General features: G+C 71.7%; 10 protein-coding genes and 2 pseudogenes. 11 read left to right on the top strand and 1 reads right to left on the bottom strand.

Annotated elements, in window-relative coordinates; translation table 11 throughout:
- The first annotated feature begins 44 nt into the window (after nt 1-44).
- From ACIQ1J_RS30850 to ACIQ1J_RS30900, 11 genes and pseudogenes are all read left to right on the top strand, one after another.
- Nucleotides 45-1400, top strand: coding sequence for a DNA-binding protein (locus tag ACIQ1J_RS30850; RefSeq protein WP_403561978.1), 1356 nt, complete (start codon nt 45-47; stop codon nt 1398-1400).
- Between the two features lie 187 nt (nt 1401-1587).
- Nucleotides 1588-2814, top strand: coding sequence for a hypothetical protein (locus tag ACIQ1J_RS30855; protein WP_403561980.1), 1227 nt, complete (start codon nt 1588-1590; stop codon nt 2812-2814).
- A 135-nt stretch (nt 2815-2949) separates the two neighbouring features.
- A complete protein-coding gene (locus tag ACIQ1J_RS30860; RefSeq protein ID WP_403561982.1) occupies nt 2950-3270 on the top strand; it encodes a hypothetical protein in 321 nt (106 codons plus the stop codon).
- A gap of 196 nt (nt 3271-3466) precedes the next feature.
- On the top strand, nt 3467-4297 hold the full coding sequence (locus ACIQ1J_RS30865; RefSeq protein WP_403561985.1) for a TnsA-like heteromeric transposase endonuclease subunit: 831 nt from the start codon (nt 3467-3469) through the stop codon (nt 4295-4297).
- Entirely contained in the window at nt 4294-6288 is a 1995-nt protein-coding gene (locus ACIQ1J_RS30870) for a transposase (RefSeq protein WP_403561987.1), read from the top strand. Before ACIQ1J_RS30865 ends, ACIQ1J_RS30870 begins: the two co-directional genes overlap by 4 nt.
- A complete protein-coding gene (locus ACIQ1J_RS30875; protein ID WP_403561989.1) occupies nt 6282-8384 on the top strand; it encodes a helix-turn-helix domain-containing protein in 2103 nt (700 codons plus the stop codon). Before ACIQ1J_RS30870 ends, ACIQ1J_RS30875 begins: the two co-directional genes overlap by 7 nt.
- Nucleotides 8381-9414, top strand: a pseudogene (locus ACIQ1J_RS30880) (TniB family NTP-binding protein). Before ACIQ1J_RS30875 ends, ACIQ1J_RS30880 begins: the two are co-directional and overlap by 4 nt.
- Nucleotides 9411-10322: a TniQ family protein gene (locus ACIQ1J_RS30885; RefSeq protein WP_403561991.1), complete on the top strand. Its 912-nt coding sequence runs from the start codon at nt 9411-9413 to the stop codon at nt 10320-10322. Before ACIQ1J_RS30880 ends, ACIQ1J_RS30885 begins: the two are co-directional and overlap by 4 nt.
- 334 nt (nt 10323-10656) lie before the next feature.
- Nucleotides 10657-11562, top strand: a complete 906-nt coding sequence (locus tag ACIQ1J_RS30890) for a GNAT family N-acetyltransferase (RefSeq protein ID WP_403561993.1) — start codon at nt 10657-10659, stop codon at nt 11560-11562.
- Nucleotides 11563-11745: 183 nt separating this feature from the next.
- A pseudogene (locus ACIQ1J_RS30895) lies at nt 11746-12033 on the top strand (transposase); the annotation flags it as partial.
- Between the two features lie 274 nt (nt 12034-12307).
- Entirely contained in the window at nt 12308-12937 is a 630-nt protein-coding gene (locus ACIQ1J_RS30900; protein WP_403561995.1) for a TetR/AcrR family transcriptional regulator, read from the top strand.
- A 348-nt stretch (nt 12938-13285) separates the two neighbouring features.
- Here the strand turns inward: ACIQ1J_RS30900 and ACIQ1J_RS30905 are convergent, their stop codons facing one another.
- A complete protein-coding gene (locus ACIQ1J_RS30905; protein ID WP_403561997.1) occupies nt 13286-13741 on the bottom strand; it encodes a hypothetical protein in 456 nt (151 codons plus the stop codon).
- Nucleotides 13742-13954 lie beyond the last annotated feature (213 nt).

A 13954-nucleotide genomic window follows, 5' to 3' on the forward strand; every position in this document is an offset into this window, starting at 1 on the left:
AAAGGGCGTCGGGGAGAGCTGTGACAGCAGGAGCGTTACGGACCGTGCCGCTGGCCGGGGAGCTGACCTCGTCACTGATCCACCGGGCCGCGGACCGCTACGGCCTGCCGGCCGCGGGGGTGCTGCGGCTGTGGACATGCCGCAACTCCCCCGCCCGGCACGGCGGCGGCGTGCGGGCTGACGCGGAGGTCATCCTCAACGGAGCGGGGCGCAATGTGCTCGCCGAACTGTGCGGAGTCGAACCGGCGGTGCTGGCACGCGCGTTGCCCGCCTTCACCGTGGACGATCCCAAGATCAGTACTGGCCGGGAGGCCGCTCTGGCGCAGGTGCGTTGGCGGGCGGCGGGCACAGTGGCGGGAGAAGCGGCGTTCGCCTGCCGGCTGTGCACCGCGCGGCGGACCGGGCAGGCTCAGCGGGCGGTGCGGTATCTGCCGCGCTGGGAGCGGGTGTGCGTGCGGCACGGGCGGTGGCTGCTGGACGCGGACGCCGACCAGCCTCTGGAACACCTCGACCTGCGCGGTGTCCCGGAGGTGGTGGCCGCGCAGCGGCGCTGGGCGGGGGTGGCGCGGCGTGCGGGGCGGGCCGGGGCGGAGGGCGCGGAGGTGTTCGCCCTGGCGCACGCGGTCGTGGCCCGGTGGTGGGAGGAGGCCCTGCACTGGGAGCGGGAGGAGATCTGGCCGCACCGGCTGCATCGGGTGGCGGGCGGCAACGCGGGAACGGATCTTCAGCGGTGGCGGATCGTGGGCCGGGATCCGGTCATTTTCCCGGAGGTGGTGGCCGTGGCCGACGCGCTGTTGGACCCGGCCATGGCCGAGCTGGTGTGGAGGGACAGCGGTGCCGGGCGGCCGCGGCCGCTGCCCGCCGACGGGGCGTTCTGCCGTCGGCTGGGCGAGCGGGTGGGACGTGACTGGCTGGGCCCGCTGTCGGCGGTGGACTACGGCGGGCCGCTGCTCGCCTGGATGGGCGCGGTCATCCGCCGGCGGCGCGATCAGGGCGGGCTGCCCGGGTGGAGGGACGATCCGTGGCGCCTGCAGCGCGAACAGCAGCCCGCCACGATGGCTGGCCAGCTGCGCGTGATGGCGGCCGAGGCACAGTCAGGCGGCTCGGCGACCCGGTGGCGGGCCACCGTGTCCGCCGAACACCGCTTCCGCATCACCCAACTGGTCAAAGAGGCCGGCGAGCAGCTGGAGGAGCTGCGCGGCGGGCACAGCGGCACCACCGCCGAGGTGGCCCGCACGCTGCTGGAGCACCTCAGCCGCAGTGCCGCCCTGATCGATCAGGCTTTGGTGGACACTGCCGCCGCGGCTGTCGCCGCCGGGGTGGCGCTGGAGGAGGTGGCCGCCTGGTCACGCCTGCCCGCCCAGGAGCTGGCAGAGATCCTCACCGCGGGCCAGGAGTGACGCGACCGGCGGCCGGGTGGTGTGTGTCAGCCGCCGTACGCCGCAGCCCGGTCACAGCTAGGGTCCGGTTTGTCTCCCGGGGAGGATGGGTGATGCCATATTGCGGGAGGACTGCTGCGTGTGGCCACTAGGCTGAGGCGGGGCCGCAGGGAGGCAGCGGCCCGGGGACCGGCGCCAAGGGAGCACGTTGAGTACTCATCCGGGTCCGGTGGCAGCGGGGGCGGACCTTGCCCGGCTGGCGCTCGACTTCCACCACACCCACCAGTTGCTGGATCCTGCCGCGCAGGGAGTGCAGGAGTGGCAGGTGCGCATCACCGTGGCCGGCACACCGGTGGGAAGCCTGACGGCCGTCAGGGGCCTGTACTGGAAGTCCGACAATCTGCGCGAGCGGATGGCCGACGAGCAGTCCTTCCCCGCCCTGGTGGCCGCCCAGCTTCTGGACGAGGACGGCCGGTTCACCTACGAGTTCGAGGAGTTCATCGAGTCGGCCTCCAGCGTCCTCGTCGTCGACCGGCTGCACCTGGAGGAAGCCTTCGCCGACCCTGTGGTCGTCGCGGGGGTGGTGGCCTCTGTCGTGGACCGGCTGACGGACAACTACTTCGCCGTGGTCCTGCCCGCCAAGAACGCCTCCACGGATGCAGGTTCCGCTCTGCTCGCCGAGGCCGGCACGCTGCTGAGCGCCAGGGAGTTCTCCGACGAGCTGCAGATCATCGACAACGCCCTGGCCGCTCCCGAAGAGGCCGCGCAGCGCGTGCGCAGGCGTCTGCGTTCCCTCGCCCGCCACGGCCAGCCGACGGCGTGGGACGAGGGTGACGAGGAGGGTGACGACTGCGACGAGGACGGCGAGGAGGACGAGGAGCTCACCGCGCGAACCGCTACGGTCCTGCGGGTGGCGCTCGAGGAGCTGTCCGAGCAGATCTGGCAGGACGTCGCCGCCGTGGGTGACGCGCCGTTGAGGCGCGGTCAGGGCCGTGTCCTGGGCTCGCTGCCGCCGATCACCTATCACCAGGACCAGAAGTGGCGTCGGCAGATGGCCCGCTGTTTCGACGACCTGGCCGCCGACCTCGCCGAGACGGGCACCGTCCGCCCGCTGTGCACCGGCGAGGAGATGGCCCTGCACCTGGGCATCGACCGGGCCAAGTCGCTGACGCGGAACCGGCCGCGCCTGGTCGCGGAAACGGTGGAGGGGCTGGAGGAGGACCGCCGTGACTTCGACTGGGACTGGTGCTCGACCGTGCTGTTCGAGGACCACGACGTACTGATGCTCTTCGACGCCTCCCTGGACGGGATCGAGGACAGCGGCAACGAGATCAACCAGGCCCTCGGCCTCGCCAACCTGGCCGCCGCGGACTGGTTCGAGCCCTTCCGCCCCCGCCAGGCCCGCGACCCCGACCGCGGCTTCCGCCACTCCTGATCCTGGCCGCCATCAGGCCCCGGGCTGCTAAGGGCCCGTATGAAGGCGGCTGAGCCTTCCCCTGTCCGGCTCAGCCAGAGGGCCCGGGGCGGCTACGCTCGGGCTGCTGATGCGACAAGGCGGGAAGTGGGGGCAGTGGCCAAACGCGATGTGTGGGTGCGCGTTCGGAATGACCTGGTGCGCGGTGACACCGTCATGGGCGTCACCGTGAGCGATCCGCCCTACGACTACGAGACGTTCAAGATCATGCTGAAGGTCACGGGACACCGCGACCCTCTGTGGCTTGACTCCGGCATCTACGACGACGACCAGGGTGCTGGGCGCGAGCGGGTCGACGCGCTCGCTGATTCCTTCGTCGATACGCTCGCACGCGGTGCGGCAATGCCGTCCGGCGCCCTGATCCGGTTCGGTTGCGACGAGGACGACTCGGGATGGGCGCTGTCGTCTCTGGGGTAGCGGCGACCGGGCGGGGCCCGGGCCACGGCCCGCCGCCGCGACACGGCGGGCGCCGGCCGGAAAAGTGCAGGAATCTGCACTGACACTGGCACGCCAAGGCGGCATCCTGGCCCCGCACAGGGCAACCGACCTTTTTGGCACGGCAGTTGCGGTTACCGGCCGGTTCTCCTGCGGGGTGTGTCAGGTATGACGTTGTGTGGAGTACGTGATCATCGACAGCAGCCAGAACGGCTTATCTGCCGTCGCGGGCAGGGCCTTGCGGGTGCCGGAACCGGGTGTGGTGGAGGCAGAGTTCGCCGGGGCGGACGGCTCACTCGTGCAACGCCGCTGGGTCGAGGCCGCCGTGGCTGTTCGGTTCGAGCAGCTCCAGCCGGTGGCGGCGTTTCCGGTGGTGCCCGGGCGCAGGTGGGGGCCGGGCTGGTGGTGGTCGGCCACCACGGCCGGGCATGTGATGCACGGGTCGCAGGCGATGTGCACGCAGTTGATGCTGCTGGACCGTGACCCGCAAGTGGTGGGCCTGTCGGCGCGGCCGGTGCGGTTGATCTGGCGCGATCCCGGCAGCGGGCGGGTCCTGACGTGGGTGCCGCAGGTGTTCGCCCGCTACTCCGACGGGGGCGCTCTGCTGGCCGACTGTCCCGCGAGCGAGGAGCCCGCCGGGGACCGTGCCGCGCGGGCGGCCGCGGTACTTGAGTCGGCGTGTGCGGCGGTGGGGTTCACCTACCGGCGCCTGGTGCCGCCGGAGCGGGTGTTCGGGGCGAATGTGCGGTGGCTGGCCGGCTACCGCCATCCCCGCTACCGCGGTGCGGGCGGTCTTGAGCAGGCGGTGCTGGAGGCGTTCGCCGCCCCGCGGCCGTTGATGGCGGGGGCCGCGGCGGCCGGTGAGGTCCTGAGCGCGCTGCCGGTGCTCTACCACGCGCTGTGGAGCGGGCGGCTGTCCGCGGACCTGTCCCGGCCGCTGGGCGAGCACACCGTCGTCTGGACTGGCGAGGCGGCGGCAGGCGCTGAGCGGGAGCAGCAGGAGAGTTGAGCAGGCAGGCGATGGCCGTCCCCGGCGGGCGGCATGTTGACGTTGGCGCGCGGGTCGAGTTCCAGGGGCGCACCTGGCAGGTGACCGGCCTGGTCGATGGGCGGGTGCACCTGGCTGCCGATGACGGGGCCACCGGGTGTGTGCTGGCCGCCCTGTTGGTGGCCGCCGACGACTTCGCCGTCGTCGGCCGGAGCGCCGATGAACTTCCTGCGGCCGAGGTGTGGCAGGCGCTGCCACTGGCCGCCCGTGAGCGGGCGCTGGCCTGGCTGCGGCACATCCGCGAGTTCGAGACCGGGCTGCCCGACGGAGCGGGCAGCGGCGGCGAGCCGAGGCCCGGCTACGACCCGCAGCGCTTCACGCTCGCCGAGCGCGAGCACGCCAAGGCCGCCGAGCTGGCCGCGCTGGGCTGGACGAAGGTCAGCCGGAACACGGTGCAGCGGCGGCGTATCGCCTACCACAAGCAGGGGTTGATGGGGCTGGTCGACCAGCGGACGGTGCGCCCCCGATCGGCAACCGGCCGCGCCGACGAGCGGGTGGTGGCCGCCGTGCTGGAGGCGCTGCGGGACCTGCGTGGCCGCAAGGCGACCACCGTGAAGCAGGTGATCGAACGGGCGGAGCGGATTGTGGCCAGGAGGTATGGGCCGGGGCGGGTGAAGCTGCCGTCGGCGGCGTCGATGTACCGGCTGGTGAAGGCACTGTCTGATCCGGCCGAGCTGCTGGGCAGCCCGGCGCGCACCGCCACCGGCCCACGGCGAAGCGGCGGCCCGCCGCCTGCGTTGCGGCCTGCGGAGCGGGTTCATGCCGCCACCGCCCGCCTGGGGGTATGGGTGGCGGGCGAGGACGGTCGTCTGGTTGCGGTGTCGGTGACGGCCGCTCTGGATGAGGCCACCGGCTGCGTGCTGGCCGCCGTGCTGCACCCGCAGGAATCCTCAGCCGAACTGTCGGTGCTGCTGGCCGAGATGGCCGTGCCGCAGCCGCTGCGCGCGGGCTGGCCGGGGCTGCTGCGCCGGGCGCACGAGGACGGCCCGCGGCGGCTGCTGCCGCTTCAGGCACGCCTCGAGGCGACGGCGGCCCGGCCGGCAGCCGTACCCGAGACGCTGGTCCTGGATGCCGCAGGGCCTGCTGTCACGTCGTGGTTTCTCACCGTGTGCGAGGGCCTCGGCGTCAGTGTGGAATCCGTCCGTGAACGGGGGAACAGCGCGCCCGGCGCCTTGGGGCACACGCTCGGCGTGCTCGCCGGAGCCTTCACCCGGTACGCGGCCGATCTGGCCGACGCCGCGCGGCCTGACGTCGGGCACAGGGAGGACGAAGCGCCGGCGGCGGGAGGCTGGTTCAGCATGCCGCACCTGCAGGACCTGCTGGAGGAGTGGATCACAGCGTCGTGGCACACGCGCCCGCAGGAGGCCTTGCGGCATCCCCTGCTGCCCAGAGCGGCCCTGACGCCCGATGAGATGTGGCGGGTGCTGCTCGGTGCGAGCGGGGCGGTGCCGCTGCCACTGAGCGGGCAGCACTTCGCGGAGCTGCTGCCGGTGCGCCGCAAGGCGGTCACCGACGCCGGGGTGCGCCTGGGGAGGCGCCGGTATGACGATGAGTGCCTCAATGAGCACCGCGGACGGTCCTGCCCCACTACGGACGACGGTCGGTGGGAAGTGCACCACCACCCCTACGACGTGCGGCAGGTCTACATCCGGCTGCCCGACGGCCTCCTGCACCCCCTGGCCTGGATTGACCAGGCGCATGCGCAGCGGCCCTTCGACGCCACCGTGCACCGCCGGATCACGCACGTCCTCGCCGGCCGCACGCGCGGCGGGACAATCTCCGGCCCCGGCCCAGGCACCGGAGCGCGGGCACAAGACGACAGGCGGATGAGTCAGATCGCCGACGTGATGGCTGCACCTGAACCGGGCGGCGGCCCGGCTGCCGACGGCACCGCCGGTGGCGGTCAGGGGTTCGGGTTGTGGGACGCGCAGGCGGAGGCCGGGCAGTGGTGAGCGCGCACGGCGGCCGCCCGGTGGCCGCTGCCCGGCACCGGCAGGTGAAGCTGGGGGCGTATGTGACGTTCGAGGGCCGCGCCTGGCAGGTGGCCGCCGTGGCGGGGGCCTCGGTGCGCCTGGTCGACGAGGACGGGCAGACGGCGTCGGTGCTGGCCTCGTTCCTGTTCGCCGACCCCACGTTCGCGGTGGTGGACTCCCCCGCGCCCGGGGTGGTGCCGTGGGGGCTCATGGAGACGGTGCCCGCACGGGAGCGGGAGCGGGCTCTGGCCTGGCAGCGGCACATCCGCGAGATCGAGACCGGGCTGCCCGGCGGCCCGGCAAGCAGCGGGATGCCCCGGCCCGCATACGACCCCGAGCAGCGGTCGATGGCCGAGCGGGAGCAGGCCAAGGCCGACGAACTCGCACAGCTGGGCTGGCCGCAGGTCAGCCGGGCCACCGTGCGCCGCATGCGCGCCCGCTACCACGCGGGCGGCCTCATGGGTCTGGTCCCGCAGCGCAGGCCGGCCCGTGCGACGGGGCGGGCCGATGAGCGGGTGGTGGCCGCCGTGCTGGAGGCGCTGCGCCGCCAGCGCGGCCGTTCCAAGGGCACCCTGAAGGGGCTGCGGCAGCTTGCCGGGCAGATCCTGGCCGACACCCATGGTCCGGGTGTGGTGGCCTTGCCTGCGCCGTCGACGTTCAACCGGCTGGTGCGGGTACTGGCCGACCCGCTGGAGCATCCCGGCCGCCCCGCCCGCACCGCCACCACCACGCCGGTGCGGCCGTTCACGCCGACGGTGGCGCTGCGGCCGGGCGAGCTGGTGCAGGTCGACACCACCCTCCTGGATGTGATGGCCGTGGGCGAGGACGGCCGCCCGGTGCGCCCGGAGCTGACCATCGCCCTGGACGTGGCCACGCGGTCGGTGGTGGCGGCCGTGCTGCGCGCGGAGAGCACGAAGGCCGTGGACGCGGCCCTGCTGCTGGCGGAGATGGCCGTGCCCCACCCGGCGCGGCCCGGCTGGCCCGAACATCTGCGCCTGGCCCATGCGGCCGTCCCCTACGACCGGCTGCTCGCCCTCGATGCGCGCCTGGAGCAGGCGGCGGCGCGGCCGGTGGTGGTGCCCGAGACGATCGTCATCGACCGCGGGCGGGTGTTCGTCTCCGCCGCGTTCCTGGCCGCCTGCGAAACCCTGGGGGTGGGCGTGCAGCCCGCGCCGCCGCGCTCGCCGGCCGCCAAGGGCGCCGTCGAGCGGACGTTCGGGAGTATCAACTCGCTGTTCGCGCAGCACGTCGCCGGCTACACCGGCTCCCACGTCCTCGAGCGCGGTCACGCGGTGGACGACGAGGCGCACTTCACCGCGGCTCAGCTGCAGGAGCTGCTGGATGAGTGGGTCACCGCGTGCTGGCAGCACCGCCCCCACGACGGGCTGCGCCACCCGGTCCTGCCCAAGAAGGCACTGGCCCCCAACGAGATGTGGAGCGCGCTGCTGGGCACCTCCGGGTACGTGCCGCTGCCGCTGACCGGCGCCGACTATCTGGAACTGCTGCCCGTGCGCTTCCATCCCGTCACCGGCCGCGGTATCCGCATCAACTACCGCACCTACGACCACGTCGTCCTGAACGAGCACCGCGGCCGGCCCTGCCCCACCCATCCCGGCGGCAGGTGGGAGGTCCACCTCAACCCGCACGACGTGCGGCAGGTCTACATCCGGCTGCCAGACGGGCACCTGCACGAGATCCCGTGGATCCACCGTGACCACGTCCACGCCCCGATGAGCGAGGCCGCCTGGCGCCACATCCGCGCCGCCCTGGGCCGGCGCGCAGACCGCGAGCGGCACGAGGCCGACCTGGCCGAAGCAGCCGATCAGGTCCTGCGCCGGGCCCGCCCCCGGCCCGGCACCGGCGCACCCGCCGCAGCAGCGGCAGGCCACGGAGCAGCCACAAGCACAGCAGGCCCGAAGACGGCAGGCGGCGACACGCAGGCCGAGGACCGTCTCGACGCGATCGAAGCCCACTTTCCTGACTCTGACGGCCACCCCGACGATCGTGAGGAACTCTCCCCGCCTGTGGGCCGCTACGCGCTGTATGACGCCTTCGAGGAGGCCGAACGCTGGTGACCAGCCCCCACACCCCGCCCGCCGCCGAGGATGCCTCCCCCGGGACGGTCACCACGTTCGATGCGTTCGCCCGGTTCGCCCACACGGTCCCGCCCGCTCCCCCGCAGCCGGGCCAGCCGGCACGCTCGGTGGAAGAACGCCTGGCCTACCACTCGCAGTTCGTCACCGTGCGTACCCCGGCCATCGAGAGCCTCTCGCGCAGCGTGCGCACGCTGATGATCCTCGGCCGCAGCCAGAGCGTCACCGCCCGCCCGTCCCTGATCGTCACCGGGCCGGCCACCACCGGCAAGACCACCGCACTGCTCGAGGTCGGCCGAACCTGCCACCTGGCCCACACCCGCCGCGCCGCCCCGGGCGACACCAGCGTGCCTGTGGCGTATGTGCTGGTACCGCCGGGCGCCACCGCCAAGACTCTGGCCTGCGAGTTCGCCCGCTACCTCGGCATCCCCGTCACCACCCGCATGACCACCGCGCAGATCACGACCGCCGTCTGCCACACCTACACCGCGGCCGGAGTTCAGCTGGTGCTGATCGACGAGATCCACCGGCTCAACCCCCGCAGCTCCAGCGGAGCAGAGGCCGCCGACTGGCTCAAGGACCTCACCGAGCGCGTCGGCGCCACGTTCGTGTACGCGGGCATCGACGTCACCGCCAGCTCGGTGTTCAGCGGGGTCCGCGGCGCGCAGCTGGCCGGACGCGCCTCGCTCATCGACTGCGGGGCTCTGCCCGCCCGTGCCGGCGAGCGGGAACCGTTCCGTGAGCTCATCGCCGCTCTGGAAGCGGCCCTCGACCTCCATTCCCCCGCACCGGCAGCCTGCCCAGGCTCGCCCCCTACCTGCACGAACGGACCGCCGGCCGTATCGGCAGCCTGGCCCGCCTCATCCGCCAGGCCGCCATCGAAGCCATCCTCGACGGCACCGAACGCATCACAAAGACGCTGCTGGACTCCATCGCGCTGGACCACCTCGCCGAGGAGCACTACCGGCCCCGCACCCCGACAAGCCGCCGCACACGACCCAGCAGCCGTTGACCGCCCACGCCTTCAGCAGCCCTGCGGTGCGGACACGCACGACGTGGCCGTCCCAGCCCGGCGCCCTGCGGGCCAGGCCCCTGCCCCGCGAGTCAGCAGCCTCCTACCTCACCCGCCTTGCAGCCACCTACCACCTGACCGCCGCCCAGCTCCTCGACGGGCTGCACATCACCACCACCGGCACCTTCGCGGCCCCGCCCGCCACCGACATCCACCTCAGCGCCGAAGCCGCCCACCGGCTGTCCGCCTTCACCCGCATCCCGCCCGCACACCTCACCCGCGCGCTGGCCCGCCAGCCCCCACCCGCCTCCATCGGCACCGCCCGCGCGGCCATCGCCCTCTGGCAGCCCGTCCCGCCCGCCGTGCAGCCGCTGCCAGCGTGCACCGCCTGCACCATCCGCCGCAGCCCGCACCACGCCGCCCCCGCGTGGATCCACCCAGCGACCCACCCACCCCGAATCATGATCTGTGCACGCCACCAGCAGGCTTCCAGCGACTCCCGGCACCCCGCGCCCCTCGACATCCGCCCGGTCCCCGAGCTCACCCGGCCCCACCCCAGGGCCCGCCGTGCGACGACCGTCTCCCTGAACTGGGCATCAACAATCACGACACGCTGGTACGACCACCATCAGCACCTGCACGAACGATGGCAAACACGCCTTGACCGCCTCACCGACGCCAACCCCCACATCCCCTCAGGCCCGGCCTCCCCAGCCCTGACCTGCCGGAACCTGATCACCTACCCCGAGACCCGCACCCTCGCCGCGGCCCTCGACCGCCTGCCCCCGTACCCCCTGACACGCCCGCAACAGACCGCCTTCCTCCACCGCCTGGCCGACCGCCTCCGGCTGCCCCGCCTCGCACCCGCCGACCACGACCTGCTCTGGCAACGCCTGTACGCCCGCTGAACAGGCCCCACTCCCCAGCCGGGAACGGCCGCAACCGCCCTTACCTTTAGGCGCGCCGACCACGCTGCGCAAAAGCCAGCATCACACTCAGCCCACTGAGCAGAACGGAACAGCCAGCTCAGCCCACGTACCGCCATCGCCAGCGCTTCAGCCCGACGCTGGTCTCCCCGACGAAGCGGAAGTACCACCCAGTACAAGTGAGCAACAGCAGGTCACAATCAAGATCAATAAGCCTGCACGACAGGTACGTCACAAGAACCCGTTCTTCGATTTCGGCGAGGCCGAACTGTTCCTCGTCCACAGGGGAGGACAGGTCGTCGGACGCATCGCCGCCGTGCACAACCCCCGCCACAACGAACACCACGGCGGCAGCGACGGATTCTTCGGGCTCTTCGAATGTGCCGACGACCCCGCAGCCGCGCAGGCGCTCTTCTCCGCGGCCGGAGACTGGCTGCGCGAGCGCGGACTCACCTCCATGCTGGGGCCGGTGAGCTTTTCCACCAACGGTGAATGCGGCAGCCTTGTTGAGGGCTTCTCGTCTCCCCCGGCCGTCCTCATGCCCTACAACCCGCCCTATCACCAAAACCTCCTGGAATCGTGCGGGTTCACGAAGGCCAAGGACCTGTGGGCCTGGGAGTGGACCCCGGACACGCCCGAGTCTCCTGTCGTCAACCGGATCGCGAACAGGGCGGCCAACCGGGGCGACCTCAGCATCCGGCAACTGGACCTGAACGCCTTCGAGGCCGAGACCGAGCGGCTGTGGGACGTCTACAGCGAAGCCTGGGAGCAGAACTGGGGCTTCGTGCCGCCCACACGGCGGGAGTTCCGCCACCTCGCGAAGGAACTGGCGCGTATCGCCCGCCCTGATCTGCTCCTCGTCGCCGAGGTGGACGGCGCTCCTGCCGCCCTCTGCCTCACCGTCCCCGACGCCAACCGGATACTGAAGGCGGCCGGGGGCCGGTTGACCCGCTTCGGCTTCCCCATCGGACTGCTCCGGGCCGCTCTGGCGGCACGGAAGATCAACCGATGCCGGCTGATCGCGCTGGGGGTGAAGGCGCAATACCGCGGCCGGGGACTCGACGCGCTGCTTGTCACCCACCTCGCGCGCATCGGCCGCCGAATCGGCTGGAGTTGCGAACTCTCCTGGGTCCTGGAGGACAACAGGGCGATGAACAGCGCCATCGCCAAGATGGGTGCCCAGAGGACCAAGACCTACCGGATCTATCAGCGGGCGCTGTAGAACGGCGAGCGGACACGGGGCACGGGGTATGTGGACACGAGCCGGTGAGCCGCACGCGCCGTCGGTGGCAGGGCCATTGGCGGCGGATCCGGGCGTGGAGCTTTGCGCACCACCCGGTCCTGCGGCCGGGGGCCTGGCCTGCCGGCCGACTTCCCCCAGGACTGGGGCGTTGCTCTGGTCAAAGCCCTGCGCCAGGCCCGCGTCGACCAGGACACCGACACCTGGAAGGAGCGCTACAAGATGCGCACCGGTGTCGAGGGCACCATCTCCCAAGGCGTCCAACGCTGCGTCCTGCGCAGATCCCGCTACCGGGGCCTCGCGAAAACCAGCCTCCAACACCAGCTCACCAGCGCCGCCATCAACCTCGCCCGCATCGACGCCCACCTCACCAACACACCCCGAGCCAACATCCGCACCAGCCACTTCGCAGCACTTCGCCCCGCCGAGCTCATGCTCGGCGGGGCGAAGTAGGACCAGCCCCCGAATAGGCCAACAGCATCGTCTACGGGCCGGGGGATGCATTGAGTGCGCCGCCCGGCCGGCCACCTCCGACCGGCGCCTTCGCTGGCCGGAGGTGAGGACGCCACGGGTCCGTCTCCGGCGGGTCCTCTCGCCGGAAACGGACCCGTGGTGACGGCGGCATTCCCTCGCGAGTCAGCACTCCCCCGCAGACCCTCCGATCCGGTGCCGTACACGTGAGGCGGACGTTCCCGTTCGGCTGCTGCCTGGATACCGTCCTTCTTCCTTGCTGCACAGCAAGGTGAAAGATACGGTTACGTACACCATGCCCCAGAGGACGACGCTACCCGGCCGCACTGCGGCACGTACTGCAGCGATCATCGGCGCCACGCACGAACTGCTACGCGAAGTGGGCTACGAGCAGTTGTCGATCGATGCGGTCGCGACGCGGGCCGGCGCCAGCAAGACCACCATCTATCGCCGCTGGGCTGACAAGCGCGCACTGGTGTGTGCTGCGCTGCTGGACCGTTCGGTGTCCGCCCCGGAGCTGCCGTCAGGGGCGCACGACCTGCGCGAGGACCTGATGGCGTTGACGGACTTGGCAGCCGCTCTGGCCGATCAGGAGGATGTTCCGGGTTTCGTCAGCCTGCTCGCCGCGGCGCAGAAGGAGCCTGCCGTCGGCGAAGCCCTGCGCAACGGAGCCCTGGACCCGATGCGCCGCAACTGCCGGGATGTCGTCCAGCGCGCCATCGGTCGAGGTGAGCTCCAGGACGCCGCCCTGTCGGATGTTCTGTTCGATCTGGTTCTTGGACAGGTCCTCGCGCGCAGCGTGGTTCAGGGGAAGGCATTTACCACCGACGTGCGAGAACACTTCGTGGACACGGTTCTGCTCCATGTCCTGACCCAGCACGCCTAGCTAGAACGGCTTGCGGCGGTCAGGCCGCCGGTCCGCGGCTCAGGCCCTGGACACTCGCTGAAGATCGACCGAGGTGACGCACCCTGGCTCGCCGCTGAGCAAGGGCACAGAGCTGCCAACCGTCAGGCACTTCCCGGCGTCGACGGGTCATGAACCGCTCCCCCCATGCCGCCCTCGGACAGTGCTATCACTCCACGCGACAACTACTTGGCAAAGAAGCAGTCGAAGGTGTCTGCGTGTCATGAGCACGGCGGCATCCGGGGGTTGAGGCACAGCCGGGATGCCTGCTACGAAGAGCATGTGATGGCCGTTCATCGGCGCCTCCCATAGGTCGCTGCCCAGGACGGGTCATTCCAGGCAGCTGGCGCCTGCTGACGAGGGCGCCGCGTCACGTCTCAGGGACGACAGTTGCTGGCAGCGAATCCAGGCCACACAAGATGTTGTTGAAGTGTCGGACCAGACGGTGTGGCCGATCGCGTGTGCACGGTGGTGTCCATCCCTGCCGTGACGTAGGTCATGACCAGCCATGGAGCGGCGGCCTCCGGGATCTCCCCCGGCGTCGACGGTGCCGTACACCGCCCTGCCCATGCTGCCCTCGGGCAGTGCTCCGCGAGTCGCACTGGCCATGACGTACGGGGCCAGCTCGGGCAGTTGCGGGAACGATGTCTGGGTCCGGGCGTTGTTGGGTCCGAAGCAGTTGAAGTTCGCGTCGAGAAGGGGAAGCAACCGCTCGCGCCCCTCGCGCGGCAGACCGATCAGATCGCCGACGACCTCGACGGGGAACCAGCGCGCGAGATTGGTCACCGCGTCGAAGGAGTCCTTCGCGGCGAGGCGGCGACCAAGAGATCCGCGGCGTCGCGCAGCGGATCACGGCTACGCGCAAGGTGGGTCCACGTACTCAGGCCCGGTTTCGTGGTCGAAGGAAGCTGGGGCATGGCGGCGGCGGTCTTCAACCGCGCGGGCGTACCGGCGTTAGCACTGACCCTCGCAGGCGCGGAATCGCTTCCGCGCCTTCGG

Origin of the sequence: Streptomyces sp. NPDC097107 (assembly GCF_044762405.1) — a bacterium.
Lineage (GTDB): Bacteria > Actinomycetota > Actinomycetes > Streptomycetales > Streptomycetaceae > Streptomyces > Streptomyces thinghirensis.